Annotated in this window: 19 protein-coding genes; 4 read left to right on the top strand and 15 right to left on the bottom strand. The window is 51.6% G+C overall.

From position 1 onward, the window contains the following. Positions 1–81: 81 nt before the first annotated feature. The 6 genes from M8006_RS12880 to M8006_RS12855 form a co-directional block, all read right to left on the bottom strand. Complete coding sequence (locus M8006_RS12880; protein WP_250082819.1) at positions 82–849, bottom strand: ABC transporter permease; 768 nt, start codon at positions 847–849, stop codon at positions 82–84. Next, positions 839–1,807: an ABC transporter ATP-binding protein gene (locus tag M8006_RS12875; RefSeq protein ID WP_250082818.1), complete on the bottom strand. Its 969-nt coding sequence runs from the start codon at positions 1,805–1,807 to the stop codon at positions 839–841. Before M8006_RS12875 ends, M8006_RS12880 begins: the two co-directional genes overlap by 11 nt. Continuing rightward, positions 1,800–3,005, bottom strand: coding sequence for an ABC transporter permease (locus tag M8006_RS12870; RefSeq protein ID WP_250082816.1), 1,206 nt, complete (start codon positions 3,003–3,005; stop codon positions 1,800–1,802). The genes M8006_RS12875 and M8006_RS12870 overlap by 8 nt, the downstream gene beginning before the upstream one ends. A 3-nt stretch (positions 3,006–3,008) precedes the next feature. Then, positions 3,009–3,938, bottom strand: a complete 930-nt coding sequence (gene osmF, locus M8006_RS12865; protein WP_284047053.1) for a glycine betaine ABC transporter substrate-binding protein OsmF — start codon at positions 3,936–3,938, stop codon at positions 3,009–3,011. 125 nt (positions 3,939–4,063) lie between these two features. Continuing rightward, complete coding sequence (gene cysS, locus M8006_RS12860; protein ID WP_250082815.1) at positions 4,064–5,473, bottom strand: cysteine--tRNA ligase; 1,410 nt, start codon at positions 5,471–5,473, stop codon at positions 4,064–4,066. Positions 5,474–5,483: 10 nt separating this feature from the next. Next, positions 5,484–7,163 carry a glutamine--tRNA ligase/YqeY domain fusion protein gene (locus M8006_RS12855; protein ID WP_250082812.1) on the bottom strand — a complete coding sequence of 560 codons (1,680 nt, stop codon included), beginning with the start codon at positions 7,161–7,163 and terminating at the stop codon, positions 5,484–5,486. Positions 7,164–7,289: 126 nt separating this feature from the next. Here M8006_RS12855 and M8006_RS12850 point away from each other — a divergent pair, with 126 nt between their 5' ends. Both M8006_RS12850 and M8006_RS12845 read left to right on the top strand, forming a co-directional pair. Continuing rightward, the gene (locus tag M8006_RS12850; protein ID WP_250082810.1) at positions 7,290–7,790 is read left to right on the top strand and encodes a peptidylprolyl isomerase; all 501 of its coding nucleotides are present in this window, start codon (positions 7,290–7,292) and stop codon (positions 7,788–7,790) included. Between the two features lie 16 nt (positions 7,791–7,806). Beyond that, entirely contained in the window at positions 7,807–8,583 is a 777-nt protein-coding gene (locus M8006_RS12845; RefSeq protein ID WP_250082809.1) for a UDP-2,3-diacylglucosamine diphosphatase, read from the top strand. Between the two features lie 69 nt (positions 8,584–8,652). Here the strand turns inward: M8006_RS12845 and M8006_RS12840 are convergent, their stop codons facing one another. The 6 genes from M8006_RS12840 to tig form a co-directional block, all read right to left on the bottom strand. After that, the gene (locus M8006_RS12840) at positions 8,653–10,461 is read right to left on the bottom strand and encodes a SurA N-terminal domain-containing protein (RefSeq protein WP_250082807.1); all 1,809 of its coding nucleotides are present in this window, start codon (positions 10,459–10,461) and stop codon (positions 8,653–8,655) included. 121 nt (positions 10,462–10,582) lie between these two features. After that, a complete protein-coding gene (locus M8006_RS12835) occupies positions 10,583–10,855 on the bottom strand; it encodes an HU family DNA-binding protein (protein ID WP_075879410.1) in 273 nt (90 codons plus the stop codon). 190 nt (positions 10,856–11,045) lie between these two features. Continuing rightward, positions 11,046–13,454 carry an endopeptidase La gene (gene lon / locus M8006_RS12830; RefSeq protein ID WP_250082805.1) on the bottom strand — a complete coding sequence of 803 codons (2,409 nt, stop codon included), beginning with the start codon at positions 13,452–13,454 and terminating at the stop codon, positions 11,046–11,048. A 212-nt stretch (positions 13,455–13,666) separates the two neighbouring features. Then, positions 13,667–14,947 carry an ATP-dependent Clp protease ATP-binding subunit ClpX gene (gene clpX / locus M8006_RS12825; RefSeq protein WP_250082803.1) on the bottom strand — a complete coding sequence of 427 codons (1,281 nt, stop codon included), beginning with the start codon at positions 14,945–14,947 and terminating at the stop codon, positions 13,667–13,669. Positions 14,948–15,040: 93 nt separating this feature from the next. Beyond that, a complete protein-coding gene (gene clpP, locus M8006_RS12820) occupies positions 15,041–15,658 on the bottom strand; it encodes an ATP-dependent Clp endopeptidase proteolytic subunit ClpP (RefSeq protein WP_250082801.1) in 618 nt (205 codons plus the stop codon). A gap of 78 nt (positions 15,659–15,736) precedes the next feature. Next, complete coding sequence (gene tig / locus M8006_RS12815; protein WP_250082800.1) at positions 15,737–17,080, bottom strand: trigger factor; 1,344 nt, start codon at positions 17,078–17,080, stop codon at positions 15,737–15,739. Between the two features lie 273 nt (positions 17,081–17,353). Between tig and M8006_RS12810 the strand changes: the two genes are divergently transcribed. Beyond that, the gene (locus tag M8006_RS12810) at positions 17,354–19,861 is read left to right on the top strand and encodes an EAL domain-containing protein (protein WP_250082798.1); all 2,508 of its coding nucleotides are present in this window, start codon (positions 17,354–17,356) and stop codon (positions 19,859–19,861) included. Positions 19,862–19,967: 106 nt separating this feature from the next. On the opposite strand, the gene M8006_RS12805 is transcribed toward M8006_RS12810, so the two are convergent. Together M8006_RS12805 and M8006_RS12800 are read right to left on the bottom strand one after the other, a co-directional pair. Beyond that, positions 19,968–20,339 (bottom strand): hypothetical protein, encoded by a 372-nt coding sequence (locus M8006_RS12805; RefSeq protein ID WP_250082796.1) that lies wholly within the window; start codon positions 20,337–20,339, stop codon positions 19,968–19,970. 2 nt (positions 20,340–20,341) lie between these two features. Continuing rightward, positions 20,342–20,806 (bottom strand): flavodoxin, encoded by a 465-nt coding sequence (locus M8006_RS12800; protein WP_250082794.1) that lies wholly within the window; start codon positions 20,804–20,806, stop codon positions 20,342–20,344. Positions 20,807–20,938: 132 nt separating this feature from the next. On the opposite strand from M8006_RS12800, the gene M8006_RS12795 reads away from it, so the two are divergent. Further along, positions 20,939–21,148, top strand: a complete 210-nt coding sequence (locus M8006_RS12795; protein ID WP_250082792.1) for a DUF2788 domain-containing protein — start codon at positions 20,939–20,941, stop codon at positions 21,146–21,148. Between the two features lie 113 nt (positions 21,149–21,261). Here M8006_RS12795 and M8006_RS12790 read toward each other — a convergent pair whose 3' ends face one another. Continuing rightward, entirely contained in the window at positions 21,262–21,600 is a 339-nt protein-coding gene (locus M8006_RS12790) for an integration host factor subunit alpha (protein WP_347709766.1), read from the bottom strand. Between the last annotated feature and the right edge of the window lie 14 nt (positions 21,601–21,614).

Genomic DNA, 21,614 nt, shown 5'->3' with positions numbered 1-21,614 from the left:
GGTCAACGCAACATGTCAGACGTGACGGGTCACGTACCACAACACGACACTAACGCAGTCATTTCTTTTAGGGCATTCGACTTAAGCAGTATGCGAGCGCAACCGGCGCTGCAGCACTTCAAAAAAACTGTCAGCGCTTAGCGCCAATAAGGCAATGACCAGTGCTCCCTGTGCCACATACGCCATATTGGTATTAACGATACCGGCGATAATCGGATCGCCTAAGTTACTCGCGCCCACTGTTGAGCCCAGCGCGGCAGTCGCAATATTGATCGTAATTGAGGTGCGTATACCGGCAAGAATCACGGGGGTCGCCAACGGAAGCTCGACCTGGCGAAGAATTTGGCCATCGGTCATACCCATCCCTCGCGCTGACGAAATCGTCGCGGGGTCGACATCTTTAAGGCCGGCAATCGTATTGCGCACAATCGGCAGCAATCCATAAAGCACCAAGGCGACAATAATCGGCAACGTGCCAAAACCCAGTGCTGGCACCGCCAGCGCCAGCACCGCGACCGGCGGAAACGTCTGCCCAAGGGAAGCCACTTGCGTGGCTAGGGGTAAAAAATCACGCCCCCACTGCCGCGTTACTGTGACGCCTGCCAAAAGGCCCACACTAACCGTCACGAGAGCGGCAATGCCAACCACAAATAAATGCCGCCCTAAGAGCGTGATAAAATCCGCACGCTGATAAATCACTTGGCGGGCATCAGGCGCTAGCCAACGAAAGACTGCCTCAGCCGCCGGCATTGCCACAACCGCCAACGCCAACAGCGCTACCCATATCACGGGGAGCAGTAGCTGCGCGGGATGGTAGGCTGAAAGAGAAAGCTGAGGCTTACGACTCACGCGAACTTCCTTGCTCTGATGAGTGGGCTTCCTTGACCAGTTTGCGTAGAGATAACTCGCCAACCGGCATATCGTGCTGATCCACGACGGTAAGTCGCTCGCTATGGTCGCGTAACATCATCGAGAGCGCCTGGCGTAACGTATAGCGGGCGGGAATACGCGACTGCGCCGGAAGCGTCGGCCCAAGGGGCGCCATGTGGTCTTTCACGCGGGTAAGTGACGCCTGCTTCAGCCCCCTCTCCAAACCGCCTAATAGTGAATCGACAAAGGCATCGGCCGGCTTTTGCAAAAGAGACAGCGGCGTGCCCTGCTGAATGATTTTGCCAGCGCGCATCACCACCAAATGATCTGCTAAACGCAGCGCTTCATCCATATCGTGGGTGACAAACACGATAGTTTTGTGCAACCGCGCCTGCAGCTGCATTAGCATCTCTTGAAGTTTTTCGCGGGTAATGGGATCAAGCGCGCCAAAGGGCTCATCCATCAACAAAATATCCGGGTCAGCCGCGAGTGCCCGCGCTACCCCGACCCGTTGGGCCTGCCCACCGGAAAGCTGATGCGGGTACTTATTAGCAAACTCCCCCACCGGTAACCCCAGAAGCTGCATCAACTCTTCAACACGTTGGCGCACTTGGTTTGCCGGCCACTTGAGAAGCCGCGGCACTAAGCCAATATTGCGCGCTACGGTCCAGTGCGGAAAAAGCCCCGTATTTTGAATCACATAGCCAATACGGCGGCGTAAAAGCACCGGGTCGTAGTCAGAAATAGCTTGCTCATCGAGCAAAATTTCGCCTTCACTATGCGTTAGCAAGCGGTTAATCATGCGCAGCGTAGTGGATTTACCACAGCCAGATGTTCCCACTAAGGCACAGAATTTCCCCTTGGGAACACTTAGCGAAACATCGTCAACAGCTATGGTATCGTCAAAATATTTGCAAACGTTACGTAGCTCAATCACACGCCGCTCCCCGGCGAAACTGCGCTGCCAAGGCGCCTATTCCGGCATCTGCAGCGAGCGCCATGACCAAAATAGGCAATGCCCCTAATAACACCATATCCATTGCGGCTTGCCCTAATCCTTGAAAAATAAAGGCGCCCAGACCACCAGCGCCAATTAGCGCGGCCACCGCTGTTAAACCAATGGCTTGAACCATCGTGATGCGCACTCCTTCGAGTAAAATCGGTAGCGCCAGCGGTACGCGCACCTGCCAAAAACGCTGCGAGGCACGCATACCCATGCCGGTGGCTGCATCGAGCACATCGGGGCTTACCGCTTCTAGCGCAACATAGGTATTACGCACGATCGGCAATAGGCTGTAGATAATCAACGCAATCAGAGCGGGCGTCCAACCGATCCCTTTAATGCCTAACTGTGCGGCAAAGGGAACGTTAGCGGAAAGCCATGCCAACGGGGCCAATAACAAACCAAAAAGCGCTAGGCTGGGCACCGTCTGAAAAAAGTTTAACAGCGCAAAACCGCCTCGTTGCAGTCGGTGAAAGCGGCGCATTAAAAGCGCTATCCCCATGCCCAGTACGACACTAACGCTCACGGCAATCGTAACCAGCGCTAGGTGTTGACGTAATGCTTGGTAGAACTGCGCCTCACGGACCTGAAACTCTTGCACGAGCGCTAAGCTATCCAGCCAAAGGGCAGCGCATCCCCACCATACTGCGCCAATCCCTATCAGCAGAAGCGCCATCCAACCCCTCGCTAAAGATAAACGCAAGCGCAGCTCGATCAGCCCCAAAAGGGCTAAGAACATCACCACCCAATAAGCCAGCCCAATACCGAGGCGCGCCTGGGGCTGAGAGGCATCAACCAACCAATAGCTAGCCGCCATTAACCCAAACGGCATCAGTAGCAGTAACAACACCATAGCCGCAAACTGGGCAATATAGCTTAGGCTTGTACGCTCGGGCTGGCTTGCGAGCAGCATAATAGCCAGAATGATTATCGACGCGAGTAGCCCACCTCCCCAACTCAGCGCCTGCCAAACGGGGTAGCCGGTGCCCGATACAATTCGGTTGGCTGCAACACTAACCGTTGGAAGTCCCCATACCGCTGCCAGCATTGCAAGACCCAACGTCAGGATTACCCAGTTGGGGCGCCACTGTGAGAAGCGTCCCTGCGTAGGTAGCGCGTCCTTCAACGGCATGGATTATTGACCCGAGGTATTGCGACGTAAATTGTCCAAATAGTCTTGAGCCACTTGCTCAGCTGCAAGGCCATTGACGGCGACTTCGGCATTCAACCGCTGCAGTGTTTCAAGGTCTAACGAAGTGAAAACCGCTTCCAGCGCGGATTCTATCTGCGAGTACTGCTCAAGTACGTCTTCACGCACCACGGGGGCAGGCTGATAAACCGGCTGCACCCCTTTAGAGTCTTCCAGCACAACAAGCCCTAGCGCACTCAATCCGCCATCGGTGCCATACGTCATTGCCGCATTGGTACCGCTGGTTTGCTGTGCCGCCGCGCGCATGGTCGCCGCGGTATTACCCCCAGAGAGCACAAGCAGCTGATCCTCGCTTAGTTCAAACCCATAAGCCTCTTGAAAGGCTGGCAGAGCCTGCTCGGACTCAACGAACTCAGCGCTCGCCGCGAACTTAAACTCACCGCCTGCGGCCAGGTAGTCGGCTAAGTCTTCCAGCGTTTCTAACCCGTGTTCACGGGCTATGTCCTGACGCACACTCATCGCCCAGGTATTATTAGCGCTGGCGGGCGTGAGCCAAATCAGCCCGTTCTCGGCATCGCGCTCACGTACCGTTTGGTACGCTTTTTCCGCATCATTCCAGACCGCACTATCGGCCATATCGAAAAAGAACGCGCCATTACCGGTGTACTCTGGGTAAAGATCAATTTCCCCTGTTTTTAGCGCTTGTCTTACCACGCTGGTGGCGCCTAACTGCAAACGGTTCTCGGTGGGAATGCCCTCATGCTCAAGCGTTTGAAGAATCAGTTCGCCTAGCACGCCCCCTTCGGTATCGATTTTGGACGACACAACCACAGGGTCGTTTGCCTGGGCCTGAGCCGTTGCCATAACGGTTACCAAGATAACGCTTGTCGCAATAATTGATGTCGTGAGGCGCATAGTCACGTTCCTTTTCAAGCAGAGGCAACGGGCCTCTGTCGCGGATTGAGCAAGTTTAGCGGTTCACGATGGAGTATAAGACCTCAACGCGTTGAAGTCAGACACCCGCAAGCAACTGACGTTACTTAGGGCGTTTCTACCACCCATGTCGTGCCTTCGCGTGAGTCTTTAAGCACAATACCTTGCGTGGTGAGTTCATCGCGAATGGCATCCGCCTTGGCAAAATCTTTGTTAGCTTTTGCCAAGGCACGTTCACTGATTTTCGCCTCGATCTCGGCTTCACTCAGCGAGAGTGCCTGCCCCCCTTTCAAAAAGGCCTCCGGTGACTGCTGCAACAGGCCGAGCATCTCGGCCAGCGCTTTAAGCTCGTGCGCGAATGTCGCCGCTTGCTCGGGTTCACTGTTTCTGACGCGGTTAAGCTCGCGTACCAAATCAAACAGTACCGACAACGCCTCAGGGGTATTGAAGTCATCATCCATCGCGGCAAAGAAACGCTCACGATAAATGCTTTCAGTTGAACCTAGTTCGGCATCCGCATTTGGCGTCGATTCTCCAAGCGCTAGCCCTTCGAGTGACGTATAAAAACGCACCAGCGACTTACGCGCTTCAGCTAATGAGTCCACCGAATAGTTGATTGGGCTGCGATAGTGGCTGGCCACCAGCAGATAGCGCACGACTTCCGCATCGTGCTCGCTTAATACATCACGAATGGTGAAGAAGTTGCCCAGTGACTTGGACATTTTCTCTTGATTCACCCGGACGGCGCCGGCGTGCATCCATGTATTGACGAACGGTTTCTCATTAGCCGCCTCGGACTGAGCAATTTCGTTTTCGTGATGCGGAAAGGTCAAATCCGGCCCACCACCGTGGATATCGAAGGTATCGCCTAAGCAGCATTTTGACATCGCCGAGCATTCGATATGCCAACCGGGGCGACCGTCCCCCCAAGGGGAAGCCCAATGCGCCTCACCGGGTTTGGCGGCTTTCCACAGCACAAAGTCGAGCGGGTCTTCTTTATGTGCATCAATATCGACGCGTGCACCAGAGCGCATATCATCGAGATTGCGGTTATTGAGCTTGCCATAGCCCTCAAACTTGCGCACCCGATAGTAGACATCGCCATTGTCCGCAGCGTAAGCGTATCCTTTCGCGATCAGCGTTTCGATCATGGCGATAATATCGTCGATATGGCGTGTTGCACGCGGCTCTTCATCCGGCGGCAGCACGCTCAAGCGCGCCTCATCTTCGTGCATGGCCGCGATCATGCGCTCGGTCAGCGCCGTGATACTTTCGCCATTTTCCTCAGCACGCTTTAATATCTTGTCGTCGATATCGGTTACGTTGCGCACGTAGGTTACATCATACCCCCGCGCGCGCAGGTAACGGGTGATAACGTCAAACGCGACCATGACCCGGGCGTGCCCCAGATGGCAGTAGTCATAAACGGTCATCCCGCAGACATACATGCGCACCTTCCCTGGCTCAAGCGTTTGGAAAGGTTCTTTGCGACGCGTTAACGTATTGTAAATCTGCATAGCCCCTCCCTTATCCTTTTTGCTTAATTTTCGCCCAGGTATCTTTCAGGCCCACGGTACGGTTGAATACCAAATGTTCTGGCGTTGAAGCGTGACGATCCGCGCAGAAGTAGCCAACGCGCTCAAACTGAAAACGCGACTCTGGTGTGGCATAGGCTAGGCTTGGCTCGCCAATCGCTTGGCAAACGCTGAGCGATTCTGGATTCAGATGCTCTAAAAAGTCGGCGTCTTTATCTTTATCGGGCTGCTCTTCCAAGAAGAGGTTGTCGTATAAACGCACTTCCAATGGCACACCATGGACTGCGCTTACCCAGTGGATGACCCCCTTCACCTTACGACCTTCCGGGTTTTTGCCCAGCGTATCGAAATCCACCGAGCAATGAAGCGCTGTTATTTCGCCACTTTCATCCTTGATGACGTCATCACAGCGGATCACATAAGAATTACGTAGGCGCACTTCTTTGCCCGGCGCTAAGCGGAAAAACTTTTTCGGCGGTTCTTCCATAAAATCGTCGTGATCAATGTAAAGCTCACGGGTAAACGGCACGCGGCGCTCTGGCATGTCATCCCGCGCCGGATGACCAAGCACGTCGTACACTTCCTCATGCCCTTCGGGAACGTTGGTCAGCACGACTTTCAGCGGCTTCAACACGCACATTGAACGCGGTGCGCTGTCTTCAAGATCAGAGCGAATCGCGTGAGTTAGCATGGCGATATCCACCAGGCCGCCGTCAGCGCGAGTCACGCCAATCATGTCGCAGAACTTACGGATCGACGCCGGTGTATAGCCTCGGCGACGCATACCGGCAACAGTGGGCATGCGCGGATCATCCCAACCGTCAACAATCCCGTTATCTACCAGTAGCTTCAATTTACGCTTAGACGTCAGCGTATAGTTAAGGTTGAGTCGGGCAAACTCGATCTGACGTGGCTTACACGGCACGGGCAGGTTATCGAGGAACCATTCGTAAAGCGGTCGATGGTCCTCAAACTCCAAAGTGCAGATTGAGTGCGTCACTCCTTCAATCGCATCCGACTGACCGTGAGTAAAATCGTAGGAGGGATAGATTTTCCATTTATCACCGGTCTGGTGGTGCGTCGCGTGGCGGATACGGTAAAGAATCGGGTCGCGCAGATTAATATTGGGTGACGCCATATCGATCTTCGCTCGTAGCACTTTCTCGCTCTCACCGAATTCACCATCACGCATACGCGCTAACAGGTCGAGATTTTCCTCCGCGTTGCGCTCGCGGTAAGGGCTCGGCGTTCCCGGCTCAGTGAGGGTGCCACGGTACTCGCGAATTTCGTCAGGCGAGAGATCATCAACGTAAGCTTTACCTTCATGGATCAAGTGCCGCGCCCACGCGTAAAGCTGATCAAAGTAGTCTGAGGCAAAGCGCACAGCCCCCGCCCACTCAAAGCCTAGCCAGCTGACATCTTCTTTGATGGCGTCAATATACGCTTGCTCTTCCTTGGCCGGGTTAGTGTCATCAAAGCGCAAATGGCAGTCACCACCCATCTGCTCCGCCAAACCAAAGTTCAAACAGATCGATTTCGCGTGGCCAATGTGCAAAAAGCCGTTTGGTTCAGGCGGAAAGCGCGTCACAATTTTAGTGACCTGGCCGCCCTCAATCTCTTCGCGTACTTGGTTACGAATAAAATTCGGTGCTGGGGTGGTCTCGTTGGTCATGGTGGAGTTGGTAACCTCATGGTGGATGGCGTGCTAGGCTTCGCGATGCCAAGCAAAACCGCTATTATAACGTGACGCCTGAGCATAGCACCAAGGCGAAGGCCTTTATTGAACAGGAATTTACCCATGATCGTATTACAGACTAACCTCGGTGACATCACCATTGCACTTAACCACGAAAAAGCGCCGGTGACGGCGGCTAACTTTGAGCAGTATGTGCGCGATGGATTTTATGACGGCACGCTGTTTCACCGCGTCATTGACGGTTTTATGGTTCAAGGCGGCGGTTTCGACCAAGACTTTAATCAAAAGCCTACTCGCGACCCCATTGAAAATGAAGCCGATAATGGCCTAAAAAACACCCAGGGCACGCTGGCAATGGCGCGCACCCAAGATCCCCATTCCGCAACAGCGCAATTCTTTATTAACATTAACAACAATACCTTCTTAGATCATAGCGGCAAATCGGTGCAGGGCTGGGGCTATGCGGTATTCGGGGAAGTAGTCGATGGGGCGGATGTGGTAGAGAAAATTAAAAACGTCAGCACCACGCGCCGTGGCATGCACGCCGATGTCCCTGCTGAAGACATTATTATTGAGCGCGCCTACGTCAAGGATGCTGACTAAATAAACGGAGAGCCTTATGCGCACTCTGCTGGTAGCCGATTTACACCTTAGCGAGCATACCCCTGAGATAACTCAAGGGTTTCTCGACTACTTAGCCACTACGGCGGTGGATGCGAAAGCCGTTTATATTTTAGGCGATTTGTTTGATGCCTGGATTGGCGATGATCTCCTTGATTACCCACACCCGCTCGCTGATATCGCCAAGCAGGTTGCAGCGGCGTTATCCAAGCTTGGCAAAAACGGTACGCGTATTTTCTTGATGCACGGTAACCGTGACTTTTTTATCGGCCAGCGCTTCGCTGATGTTTGTAGCGCAACCCTCTTATCGGACATTCAAGAAGCCGAACTTCACGGAATTCCGCTCGTACTGCTACACGGCGACAGCCTCTGCACGCTGGATAAGGATTACATGGCGTTTCGTCAGCAATCTCGCGATCCACAGTGGCAAGCACAAATGCTTGATCTGCCACTTGAGCAACGTCTGGCGTTGGCCACAAGCTTGCGCCAACAATCAGGGGACGCCAACGCGACAAAAGCGCAAGCCATTATGGATGTAACACCCTCCGAGGTAGTAAAACTGTTGGAGAAGCGCGGTGTCGCCACGATGATTCATGGCCACACTCATCGACCCAAGGTACATGACCTGACCGCGGATGACGTGCCCGCCAAGCGTTTTGTGCTAGGGGATTGGGATAGCCAACATGGCTGGGATATTGTGATCGATGATGACGCAGAAAGCACAACGGCGCCTCGCCTGCGTCAATTTCCTTTAAACTCATCACCTGTAAGCTAATGCCCCGCAAAAAAATGCCGCCCTTTCTAGGGGCGGCATTTTTCTGCAACACATCACATCTGATTCGCTTTAACGACGCTCGATTTCAGCATTGCTACGTAGGTCATCAATAAGGCCTTGAATAACGGATTGCGCGCGTAACTGCTCAGCCATCTGAGCCACAAAGCGCTCGGCTTGTTCGTCGACATCACCATCTCTCACGTTATCTAGAGCGATGATGGCAACCCCTTCGGGCAATTCGACATAGCGATACGTGCTCTCCCCGCTTTCAGGATGCGGCATGCGAAAAGCCGCCTGTACGACCATACGCGGCACCGTAGAATCGGCCTCACGACTGATGCGATTCGCTTCGACCCACTCAATCGCTTCGCTCTCAGGATCCGCGAGCAGCTCTTTGGCCTCTTCCACCAGCGCCTGCTGCTGTTTACGCGCTCTGACCGCCACTTTAGCTTCTTCACGGACCTGTTCTAAAGGCAGCACGGTCGCGTCGCGATGCTCTGCCACACGCAAGACCATGCGGCGATCATTGTCCAGCTCGATCACTTCGCTGTTATAGCGCTCTTCAAGCACATCTTGGCTAAAAGCTGCTTCCATCACACCGGGTTCTGACAACACACCTCTACCTTCTCCTCTTGCAAGCCAGTCGCTCTCTTGTAGCGTCAGACCAATGTCGTCGGCGACGCTTTGTAGGTCTTCTGCGGCAAAACTCTCGTCGATGAGCTGCTGAACGCGTTGGTTAAATTCGTCGTCAACCTCACGCATCGCAACGTCTTGGCGCAACCTATCGCGCTGCTCTTCAAACGCTGGACGATCAATGTCTTGGACTTGGATAATATGAAAGGCATCATCCATCTCGACCGCCGAGGAGATTTCACCCTCACCTAGGGAAAAAGCCACCTCGTCGAATGCTTCACCAAAGAAACCGCGACTGATCTCGCCTAAATCTCCGCCATCCTCAGCGCTTGCGGTATCATCGGAATAGCGCGCTGCCGTATCAGCAAAACTCTCAACGCTATCGAGTGCGTCTAATGCCTCCTCTGCACGTACCTGCGCTTGCTCACGCGTTCGTTCATCGCCATAGGAAATCATGATGTGGGCGACACGACGATCCGCATTCTGATTCTGCTCGCGCCACGCTTCACGCAGCTCAGCTTCATTCACTTCGACGTCAGCGGCCATCTCTTCACGATCAATGACAACGTATTCAAGGCGCACCTGTTCTAGCCGTTCGAAACGCTCGGCATTTTCGTTGTAGTAACGCTCAAGCTCTTCTTGACTCACGTCTATGCGGCTAGCGCCTTCCGCTGACAAAACATCGTAGCGGAAGCTGCGCTGCTGACGCTGTAGCTCGGCTAAACGCTGCTGTTCGGTTTCCAACGTAAAGTCACTAAATGCAAGCCCCTGTTGAAGCTGACGACGTTTCACATCCGTGCGTAACTCCTGACGAAATGAGAGAGGAGTATATCCAGCTCTGGCCAAGCGGTTACGAAACTGTTCAGCGGAAAAAACGCCCTCTTGATCTTGGAATTCAGGCAAATTGACAATGAGCTGATCTAGCTGGTCATCGGAGACGTAGAAACTGCCTTCTTCTGCGTATTGAGTCAAAAGGCGCTGGGTAATAAGCTGATCAAGCATTTCGCTGCGCAAAGCGCGCTCTTGCTCAGGAGGCACTTGCCCAGAGCGCATCGCACGCTGCACTTCAAGCTCTACTTCTTGACGCACAATGGGCTCGCCGTTTACCGACGCCACCTCGTCAGGATCGCTACCAAACAAGCCAAACAGTGACTCCACGCCAAATAGCGCCATCGCGGCCACCATGACGCCGATAATGATTTTTGCTCCCCAGCTTCTGGAGCCATCGCGAATACTTTGCAGCATGTTAGCCTCAGTTCAAATAGCCAAACGATTCAATTACACAGTGGCCAAAAATAACATGGGCGCATCGCGTTAACGATGCGCCCATGAGACGATTGCTAAAAACTATCCCTGATACATCGGATTAGTTAACGGCGTCTTTCAGTGCCTTACCTGCTTTAAAGCTGGGTACTTTAGCAGCACTGATCTCTATCGGCTGACCGGTTTGCGGATTGCGGCCAGTACGTGCAGCACGCTCTTTAATCGAAAAGGTACCAAAACCTACCAGTGAAACACTCTCGCCTTTCTTGAGGCTATCGGTGACAGACTCCACCATGGCATCCAATGCACGGGTTGCCGCTGCTTTTGGAATATCAGCAGACGCAGCAATGGCTTCAATCAGCTCGGACTTATTCACACTTCACCCCTTGACTGTTTCAAAAAATGGCTCTGAACGGCATGGTCACCGGTTAGCTCGACGATCAAAACGTAGCCGTATTTTATAGCAACGCCTTGAAATCGCTGTCAAGCAACCAAGCCAAATTACACCCGCCCGACAAGGCGTTGAGTGTATGGATTAAATAGCTAAACGTATAGACACGGTTACTTCAATGCGTACTTGCCGCAGCGGTATTAACGAACGATTTATCGCTACTCACGATAGTCTCTTTGTCGTTTGGCTCGGCTAAGGCAACCGCTAATACATCGTCGATCCAACGCACCGGATGAATATCTAACGCATATTTAATATTATCTGGCACTTCTTTTAAGTCTCGACGGTTTTCCTCCGGTATGAGGACGGTATTTATACCACCCCGACGAGCTGCCAGCAATTTCTCCTTTAGGCCTCCGATAGGCAACACTTCACCACGCAGATTCACCTCGCCGGTCATCGCCACGTTGCAGCGTACAGGGCGACGGCTATACGCGGAGACCATGGCCGTTACCATCGCAATGCCGGCACTGGGCCCGTCTTTGGGAGTTGCACCCTCTGGCACGTGAATGTGCAAATCTTCCTTTTCAAAGCGTTCTGGATCAATACCGTAGGCATCGGCACGCGCGCGCACGACGGTATGCGCGGCACTCACCGACTCTTTCATTACGTCGCCTAGTGAACCGGTCTTGTTCACGCGACCTTTACCCGGCGTTACCACCGATTCGATGTTGAGAAGCTCACCACCTACCGATGTCCAGGCCAAACCTGTCACACGACCCACTTGATCTTCTTGATCGGCCAGTCCATAGCTGTACCGGCGAACACCTGCATACGCTTCAATTTGCTCAGCACTAAGCGTTTGACCAGCTTGCGCTTGCTTATTATCGCGCTCATGCTCCAACCGCTCGCGCAGCACCTTGCGTGAGACTTTAGCAATTTGACGTTCAAGCTCACGTACCCCTGCTTCACGCGAGTAGTAGCGAATCAGCTCCAACAGCGCAGAGTCGTCTAGGTCAATTTCATCGACTTTCAAACCGTTAGCTTCACGCTGTTTAGGCAACAAATAACGCTTGGCGATCGCAAGCTTTTCATCTTCTGTGTAGCCCGGCAAACGGATAACTTCCATCCGGTCGAGCAGTGGCCCCGGGATATTCATCGAGTTGGCCGTGCAGATAAACAGTGTCTCGGAGAGGTCATAATCCAACTCCAAGTAATGATCACTAAAGCTGTTATTCTGTTCAGGATCGAGCACTTCCAAGAGAGCCGATGATGGGTCACCACGATGATCCATACCAAGCTTATCTACCTCATCAAGCAAGAAAAGCGGGTTTTTTACCCCGGCACGGCTCATTCGTTGCATCAGCTTACCGGGCAGTGAACCAATATACGTTCGCCGGTGCCCACGAATTTCCGACTCATCGCGCACCCCACCGAGCGCCAAACGCACGTACTTGCGGTTAGTTGCACGCGCAATCGAACGCCCTAGCGAGGTTTTACCCACCCCCGGCGGCCCCACCAAACACAGCACTGGACCTTTCATTTTGCGTACGCGCTTTTGTACCGCGAGGTACTCCAGGATACGAGATTTCACTTCATCAAGGCCGTAGTGGTCTTCATCAAGAACTTGCTGCGCTTTGGCAAGATCATGCTTAACCCGTGTACGCTTTTTCCACGGAACCGCGATTAACCAATCCAAATAAGAGCGCACCACCGTGGCTTCGGCAGAATTAGCGGACATCATCTTGAGCTTATTAAGCTCCTGAGTGGCTTTCTCCATCGCCTCTTTAGGCATGCCTGAATCATTAATGGACTGCTCGTACTTTTCTACCTCATTGGGCACGTTTTCAAGCTCACCCATTTCTTTCTGGATAGCCTTCATCTGCTCGTTGAGGTAATATTCGCGTTGGGTCTTTTCCATCTGCTCTTTAACGCGCGTACGGATGCGCTTTTCTACCTGAAGCAGATCAATCTCGGACTCAATCAACGCCATCAGATGCTCAATACGGTCGCGAACGCGATCCATTTCCAGCAACTCTTGCTTATCGCCAATTTTCAACGATAAATGGGCGCAAATCGTATCCACTAGGCGGCTTGGGTCCTCTATGCCGGACAGAGAGCTAAGCACCTCATTAGGCACTTTTTTCGATAGCTTAACGTACTGCTCAAATTGATTCAGCAACACCCGCACCAACGCTTCTTGCTCGCGTTCGGTCAGCGGCTGGCTATCACGCGGGTCGATATATGCCTGCGTATAACCATCCTCATGCTCTTCTATGCGGCCAACGTCCGCACGGAAACTACCTTCAATCAGTACTTTTACCGTGCCATCAGGAAGTTTTAGCAACTGCATGATCTCTGCCACCGTTCCCATGGCATAAAGATCAGTGTTGTCAGGGTCATCCTGTGAGGCTTCGCGCTGAGCAACCAACAAGACGCGCTTACCCGCTTCCATTGCGGCTTCTAACGCTTGAATCGACTTTTCGCGCCCGACAAATAGCGGAATTACCATCTGCGGATAAACCACAACATCCCGCAGCGGCAATAGTGGGAAACATTGTGTCATTTCGGCGTTCTGCTGCATCGCAGACGTTCCTCGGGAATTCGGGTGAGTAACTAAGATGAAACCGTAACGCGCGAGCCAAGCTTGCGCATTATTCATCCGATAGGCGAGTTAGCCAATTAGCGCAGTGTAAAATGGCACTAAAGAAAGGCAAGGGGTCGCCTGCGGCGACCCCTATGATGGCGCAAATAGGCAGACGCTACACAAGATAAAGCCGCGCCGTCATACCCTTCTTAACCATCTGTGCCGTCAACTCGTGCGTCTTCTTGCTGCGAGTAAATCAGCAATGGATCACTTTCGCCAGCAATAACAGAGGCATCGATGACGACCTGGCTTACACCTTCGAGTGAAGGAATCTCGTACATCGTGTCGAGCAACACAGACTCTAAAATAGAGCGCAGGCCACGTGCACCGGTTTTGCGTTCCATAGCTTTTACCGCCACAGCACGCAATGCGTCTTCACGAAATTCGAGTGCCACATCTTCCATCTCAAACAGTTTAACGTACTGTTTAACCAAGGAATTTTTAGGCTCAGTAAGAATTTCTACTAAGGCGTCTTCGGTTAGCTCGGTGAGCGTTGCAATCACCGGCACTCGCCCGACAAACTCAGGTATCAACCCATACTTCACCAGATCGTCAGGCTCGACATCGGCTAAAAGCTCGCCCACACCACGCGATGAGTCTTTACTCTTAACACTGGCATTAAAGCCAATTCCACCTTTCTCAGCACGATCACGGATAACTTTATCCAGGCCCGCGAAAGCACCACCAACAATAAACAAAATATTCGCCGTGTGCACTTGCACGAACTCTTGTTGCGGATGCTTACGCCCTCCTTGCGGGGGTACCGAAGCCGTCGTGCCTTCGATTAATTTCAGAAGCGCCTGTTGCACCCCTTCACCCGATACGTCACGCGTGATGGAAGGGTTATCCGATTTGCGCGAAATTTTATCGATTTCGTCAATATAGACAATACCACGCTCGGCTTTCTCTACGTCGTATTCACACTTTTGCAGCAGCTTTTGAATGATGTTTTCGACATCTTCACCCACATAACCAGCCTCGGTCAGTGTAGTTGCATCTGCAATCGTGAAAGGCACGTTCAACAGGCGAGCCATGGTCTCCGCAAGCAGGGTCTTACCGCTACCCGTTGGACCAATCAGCAGGATGTTGGATTTACCCAGCTCAACATCGCCTTCGCGAACACCAGATTTTAGTCGCTTGTAGTGGTTATACACCGCTACGGATAGCACCATTTTGGCGCGATCTTGCCCGATGACGTAATCGTCGAGGGTATAACGAATCTCACGAGGCGTCGGCAGACGCTCCTCATCGCTCTCGGCATCGGCTTCGAGAACTTCCTCGCGAATGATGTCATTACACAGATCGACACACTCATCGCAGATATAGACGGACGGGCCAGCAATTAACTTACGTACTTCGTTTTGGTTCTTACCGCAAAACGAACAATAAAGCAGTTTGCCACCTTCGTCTTTGCCTTTGCCGTCGGCCATTCGCGTACCTCTATCACTGCGGCGGCAATTGCCGCCGGAAAGCTCGTTTAAAAAGCGCAGACCTACCTTATAAAGCGCATATCCGTCACGCTATCAGGATGTAGGTCGCTTATCCAGCACTGCGTCAATCAAGCCATACTCTTTAGCCTGATTTGCGCTCATAAAATTATCACGGTCGGTATCTTGTGACACTGTAGCAATTTCCTGACCGGTATGGTGTGCCAGGATTTGATTCAAGCGCTCACGAATACCTAAAATCTCACGAGTATGAATTTCAATATCAGAAGCTTGACCCTGGTAGCCACCTAGCGGCTGATGAATCATCATCCGTGAATTAGGTAAGCAGAAACGTTTATCTGCTGCACCGCCAGCAAGCAAGAGAGCCCCCATGCTTGCTGCTTGGCCGATACAAACGGTTGAGATATCCGGTTTTACGAACTGCATCGTATCGTAAATTGACATGCCCGATGTAACGGAGCCTCCTGGGGAATTAATATAGAGATGGATGTCTTTATCCGGGTTCTCCGACTCCAGGAAGAGCAGCTGAGCAACCACCAAGTTAGCGGTGTAGTCTTCCACAGGGCCAACCAAAAAGATGACGCGCTCTTTTAAAAGCCGTGAGTATATATCGTAAGATCTTTCCCCTTTGGCGCTTTGTTCAACCACCATGGGCACCAAACCGCCGGCGTTTTGAATATCAAATTCACTCATCAGTGATTCCTTGCGTCCGATGGGGGAAGATGCGCCGCCAAGCAGCGCACCTTACTAAAGGTGGTCAGAATGAGATGATTAGGCACTTGCCTGATCACCTTCATCTTCACCTTGCTCAGCCTGCTTTGCCGCAGCCAATACTTGCTGATACGACATTTCTACGTCATTTACGTTCGCTTGCTCAAGCAGTTTATCGACCGCTTTTTCTTCCAAAATCGCAGACTTGACCTGCGTTTTGAGCTGGTCGTTGCTCATATAGTGGTCAACGACTTGCTGCGGATCTTGATACTGTTCCGCCAGCTCTTCCACTTTGGCTTTAATTTCATCGTCGCTGGCGTCAAGCTCATTTGACTTGATCACCTCAGCTAACAGCAGGCCAACCTGCACGCGGCCTTTAGCTTGTTCGGCAAACAGCTCATCAGGAAGCTGACTCACATCGAAATCTTCGCCAAGGCCAAACTGTTGGGCGGCTTGACGCTTCATGCCATCAGTTTCTTGCTTGACGAGCGCGCTAGGTACTGGAATCTCGTTCATCTTTTTCAGCGCATCAAGCACTTGCTGTTTGACACGGTTATCAACCGCTTGCTCTGCCTCACGGCTCATGTTCTTTTTGATTTCAGCGCGAAATTTCTCCTCATCGCCGTCTTCAACACCAAAGCGCTCAATGAAAGCCGCGTCAACTTCCGGAAGTTTCTGACCACTTACACTGTGTACCTTGACATTAAACGTGGCGTCTTTCCCCGCTAGGTGCTCTGCTTGGTACTCATCCGGGAATGTGACATTAATTGTCTTTTCATCACCGGCTTTCGCACCAATGAGTTGCTCTTCGAAGCCTGGAATAAAGCTATTGGACCCCAGCACTAGCGAATGATCTTCAGCACTACCGCCTTCAAACGCTTCGTCGCCTAGGTAACCCTGGAAGTCGATTTTGACCTGATCACCCTCTTCTGCCGGACGATCTGCTTCTTCCCAATCTGCGTTTTGCTTGCGCAGGGTCTCAATCATTTCGTCCACATCAGCATCCGTCACTTCAACGACGGGACGCTCAACGTCAGTCCCTTCGATGGAGGTAAGTTCAACTTGCGGATACACCTCCATCTTTGCTACGAATTCCAGATCTTTACCTGATTCGTTAACTGTGGCTTCAATCTCTGGGTAGCCTGCCGGATTCAGCTCTTCATCCGTAATTGCACGTACGTAGTGTTCACGCATCGACTCGCCCACAACATCGTTGCGAACATCTTGACCATAGCGCTGTTGAACCACAGCCATTGGCACCCGGCCTTTACGGAATCCGTTCAAGCGAACGTTTTTCGCGGTGTCTTTCAAGCGAGTGCTGACGGCCTCATCAATTTCAGCGGCCGGCACTTGAATGGTGAGGCGGCGTTCGATTGGGGAGGTCGTCTCGACGGAAACTTGCATGAATTGTCCTCTAGCGGCTGGGCGTTATGTTAGTTGCGAAATTATGTTCAGAGGGTCGATTTTAAGAACCCTGGCGCATGGTGGCAAGCGCCTTGCACGCTACATTGGGCCAGCATAGGTAATTACAAGGGGCTTACCACGTTGCTAGGGACCTTTCTCACCCTTTTATACTCAATTTATCAAACCTGATGATGAGAATTGCTTTGCAGTTAGCACCAACGTGTTAATCTGAGCATTATATCTATTATCTTATGCCACGTGTTGTCGTTTCTTATGAGTCAAGATTTATCTATTTCGCGGGTCATGCAAACCGGCATTCTTCAGTGCGCTCCTGATACGCCACTTTGCGAGGCTGCAAAACGCATGGCGGAGCGCCATTGTAGCTCAATTCTTGTGATGGAAAATGAACGCGCTGTAGGCATTTGGACAGAACACGACGCGATAAATATCGACTTTGGCGATTTCGATGCAGTACGCCAACCTATCTCCCAGCGTATGAGCCATCCAGTTGCTAGCATTTATGCTCACCTGACCCTTGGTGAAGCAGCGCTACAACTTCAGTCACTTCGCCGGCGCCACTTGCTGGTAATCGACACCGATGATTTACCAGTCGGTATTTTATCGCAAACCGACGTTGCCCTAAACCAAGGCCTTGAACCCTACTTACGTCTACGTGAAGTACACGCCGCAATGCGCTCTGCACCTCTTGTGCTCTCAGGCGACATACTGCTTGCTACGGCAGCCCGAAAAATGCACCTTCAAGAGCATGATGCGGCTGTCGTGCTACTTGATAATTCATTAGGCATATTAACCGAACGTGACTTAGTACGCTTCATTGCCCGCCATCCGGGCAACACACCAATTGCGGAACTCGCCAGCCAACCATTGCTTACCATCGATGAAAAAGCAGCGTTAATCCATGCCCGCGATCTTCTGATTAATCACCAAATTCGCCATCTCGCGGTTCTTAACCCACAAGGTAATGTCAGCGGATTACTTGGCTTTCGTGACATGCTGGCAGGTGCTGAACATCTATACCTTCAAGATTTACGTCAGGCATTAGAGCAACGTGATTCTGCATTGGCGACCTCACGACAACACCTGCAACTGGCTGAACGCGTAATCGACTCCTCACTTGAGGGTATTGTCATCACTGACGCTGCGACACGTATTGAGTTTATCAACTCTGCGTTTACGCATGTGACGGGGTATTCGCTAGAAGAAGTGGTGGGTAAAACGCCTCGCGTTCTCTCCTCCGGTCGGCAAGACGATGCCTTCTACCAACAGATGTGGAACACCCTTAAAGCGCATGGCTATTGGCGCGGAGAAGTATGGAATCGCAAGAAAACGGGTGAGCTCTACCTTGAGCTATTAACCATTACCGCGATTACCAATGATGACGGTGAAACACAGCATTACGCAGGGTTATTTACCGATATCACCCATATTCGCGAAAACGAACAACAAATTCGCCATCTTGCCTACTACGATGCTTTAACGCGACTCCCTAACCGCCGACTACTTGAAGACCGCATTACCTTGGCGATTCGACACGCACATCGTTCAAGCGAGCCGCTAGCCGTTATTTTTATCGACCTTGATCATTTCAAACAAGTCAATGACACGCTGGGGCATGCCATTGGCGATGAATTGCTACTTCAAGCATCTGAACGAATGCAAGAAAAACTGCGTGAGGACGACACGCTTGCGCGTTTAGGTGGCGATGAGTTTATTGCCCTACTACCCGGTATTGGCGATTTCTCCGAAGCAACTCGAATCGCTCAGCGCTTGATCGATACCGTCAGTGCTCCCTATTGTATTAACAATAATACATTCCGTATTGGGTGCAGCTTAGGGGTAAGCCTCTACCCAGATGATGGTGATAACTCAGAAACCTTAATTCAAAATGCCGATGCTGCCATGTATCGTGCCAAAAAAGAGGGCCGAAACACCTATCGCCTCTACCGCAGCGAAATGGACCTCGCCATGCAGCACCACCTTACGCTTGAAACCGAGTTGCGGACTATCCTCGATACAGGCGAAGGGCTTTTCATGGCGTATCAACCACTTGTGAGCCGCGAGACAAGGCTTACTGTCAGCGCGGAAGCACTGGTCCGTTGGCAACACCCTACACGTGGCGTCATACCGCCCGGCGATTTCATCCCTTTAGCAGAACGGTCGGGGTTAATTTTGTTACTGGGTGAGCGCGTACTCGACAACGTCATTAGCGATATATGCCAGTGGCAGCAGCAAGGCTTTGAGGTGATGCCAGTCGCTATCAACTTATCGGCGGCACAATTTTGGCAAAGCAGCTTTGTTCAACACGTGGAACAAAAACTCGCGGATGCTGGCATCCCACCTAAATTGATTACTTTTGAGCTTACCGAGAGCCTACTGCTCAACAAACAAGCACAAGGCATTGAGATCCTAACCAATTTGAGCGAGTTAGGTTGTCGTATCGCACTCGACGACTTTGGCACTGGTTACTCATCGCTAAGCTACTTGCAGCATATTCCCGCCCACAGCTTGAAAATCGACCGCAGTTTTATCGAAGCCCTTGACGACCCAAACCAAAGCAGCCGGCCCATCATCGCCGCAATTGCTAGCATGGCGCAGGAGCTAGGGCTTAGCGTCGTTGCCGAAGGTGTCGAAAGCGAAAAACAATGGGCGATACTGGGTAATTATGCTATCGATACGATCCAAGGTTTTTATACCGGTTACCCCGTGGACGCCGATACCTTTATTATGAACCTTAAGCAGTACCCACTTAAACGATCATGAAGCTTAGAGAACGCTAATAACCATGCTTACCTACTGCCCTCTTATCCGTCCCACATGCTTATAAAGCATGTAAATTAGTTTGGAAAAGCCTTTAAGAAGTAATACCTTAGCTTTTTACGCTACGCCACAGACTCAATGAATGGATTAAAAGCCCTAATGTCGTCCCATGAGACAGTAGTAATTCCCAGCTAAACCAATCGCTCATCAAGCTGTGCCATAACGCCATAATGGCTATTCCTAGCAGCAGCCAGAGCGCAAGCTTGCCTAGCAATAAAGGTAAGCGCTGACGTGCTGCAGAGGTTAAAAAGCGCCATTGAATGACCACTAAAGCCAGCACGGCAGCACTCGCCATTAGCAAAAGTGACTGATGAGTATCATGCCCTCCGGCTATGTAGCGCGGCAATGTGGCTAACATCACAACACAAAGGCCAAGTGCCACACTCATGCGTTCAGGAGTAAACATTGTAGCAGGCGTCATGCTTAAGCTACCTTTAGCTTTTGTACTTCTATCCATTCTTCAACCCACGGCACCGCTGCATCATCTGCCATAAACGTCTCCATGGCATCAATTTCTAGCCTTTCACCCAAACGCACTGCACCGCGGTCTTCTAACAACGCGTCAAGCGCACGCCCCGCACCGCAAAAAGTTTCACCATAGGAGCTGTCGCCGAGCGCAATCAAGCCATAACGTAGTGTGGTAAGAGATGGGCTTTGCTCCGTTAGCTGACGTGTAAAGTTGACGAAATTCCCAGGAAAATCACCGCTACCAGTAGTTGAAACACAAAAAAGCGTCAAGCTTTCTGCCGACTGAGTAAGATCATTCAGTGTGGGCTGTTCGATGATTTCAACGCCATAACCTGCCTCTACAAACTGCGGCTTCACTTGTTCTGCCACATCTAAAGCACCGCCATACATCGTACCTACCAAAATATTGACATTTGGCATTATCACCCCCTCTGTCAAAATGTCACAGTGCCAACTAATAAGTCGACAAATACCTGATTGATTTGGTCAAATATTAACACGACCCTGCAAAAAGACGCACGCCTTCAACCAGAAACATTCCAAGGAAAACGTATGCAACAAACGTTTGAAACGTGGATAACGCCGATCATGATCGGCGGTTTAATCTTGTTTATGTGCTTTATTATCTGGGATTTAGCCAAAAAGTCGAACGCTGGGCGTTTCGGCACCTTCATGCTTTTTATTGTACTCGGCGCCGGTATGTTAGGGTACGTATTTAAAGTCGTCATTACGTGGCTAATAGAAGGCAATGCTGGCGGGTAATCATGTAATGCCATAGCAAAAAAAGCCGCCAAAAAGAGTGCCAGCAAGGCACTCTTTGAAAATCACTAACCCTTGACCTTCGCTAACATTAGCGCGGACCTCATAAACCCTAATCAATCGCTATAATGCTCGACTTGCTGCCTGAGCTTTTGCCCTGGTCGGAAGGTCACCACCCGGCGAGCAGAAATCGGAATCTCCTCGCCCGTTTTTGGATTGCGCCCTGGCCGCTCACGTTTATCACGCAGATCAAAATTACCAAAACCGGATAATTTAACCTGCTCGTTCTCACGTAGGCAGGCGCGGATTTCGTCAAAGAAAGCTTCAACCATGGCTTTCGCTTCTCGCTTTGAGAGTGACAGCTCTGCGTGTAAATGCTCCGCGAGCTCCGCTTTGGTCAACGCACCCATAAGGCTTCTCCTTGTAACAAATGCTCGGTCAAAGGCAGAAGGCACCGCACTTATTTCAT

Origin of the sequence: Halomonas llamarensis, assembly GCF_023555005.1 — a bacterium.
In the GTDB taxonomy this organism is placed as follows: domain Bacteria; phylum Pseudomonadota; class Gammaproteobacteria; order Pseudomonadales; family Halomonadaceae; genus Vreelandella; species Vreelandella llamarensis.
This window is presented reverse-complemented; position numbering and strand designations above follow the sequence as displayed.

Excerpts from the sequence above, each read along its gene's own strand:
- M8006_RS12870 (WP_250082816.1), bottom strand. The coding sequence starts at position 3,005 with ATGCCGTTGAAGGACGCGCTACCTACGCAGGGACGCTTCTCACAGTGG.
- osmF (WP_284047053.1), bottom strand. The coding sequence starts at position 3,938 with ATGCGCCTCACGACATCAATTATTGCGACAAGCGTTATCTTGGTAACC.
- cysS (WP_250082815.1), bottom strand. The coding sequence starts at position 5,473 with ATGCAGATTTACAATACGTTAACGCGTCGCAAAGAACCTTTCCAAACG.
- M8006_RS12855 (WP_250082812.1), bottom strand. The coding sequence starts at position 7,163 with ATGACCAACGAGACCACCCCAGCACCGAATTTTATTCGTAACCAAGTA.
- M8006_RS12850 (WP_250082810.1), top strand. The coding sequence starts at position 7,290 with ATGATCGTATTACAGACTAACCTCGGTGACATCACCATTGCACTTAAC.
- M8006_RS12845 (WP_250082809.1), top strand. The coding sequence starts at position 7,807 with ATGCGCACTCTGCTGGTAGCCGATTTACACCTTAGCGAGCATACCCCT.
- M8006_RS12840 (WP_250082807.1), bottom strand. The coding sequence starts at position 10,461 with ATGCTGCAAAGTATTCGCGATGGCTCCAGAAGCTGGGGAGCAAAAATC.
- lon (WP_250082805.1), bottom strand. The coding sequence starts at position 13,454 with ATGCAGCAGAACGCCGAAATGACACAATGTTTCCCACTATTGCCGCTG.
- clpX (WP_250082803.1), bottom strand. The coding sequence starts at position 14,947 with ATGGCCGACGGCAAAGGCAAAGACGAAGGTGGCAAACTGCTTTATTGT.
- clpP (WP_250082801.1), bottom strand. The coding sequence starts at position 15,658 with ATGAGTGAATTTGATATTCAAAACGCCGGCGGTTTGGTGCCCATGGTG.
- tig (WP_250082800.1), bottom strand. The coding sequence starts at position 17,080 with ATGCAAGTTTCCGTCGAGACGACCTCCCCAATCGAACGCCGCCTCACC.
- M8006_RS12810 (WP_250082798.1), top strand. The coding sequence starts at position 17,354 with ATGAGTCAAGATTTATCTATTTCGCGGGTCATGCAAACCGGCATTCTT.
- M8006_RS12805 (WP_250082796.1), bottom strand. The coding sequence starts at position 20,339 with ATGACGCCTGCTACAATGTTTACTCCTGAACGCATGAGTGTGGCACTT.
- M8006_RS12800 (WP_250082794.1), bottom strand. The coding sequence starts at position 20,806 with ATGCCAAATGTCAATATTTTGGTAGGTACGATGTATGGCGGTGCTTTA.
- M8006_RS12795 (WP_250082792.1), top strand. The coding sequence starts at position 20,939 with ATGCAACAAACGTTTGAAACGTGGATAACGCCGATCATGATCGGCGGT.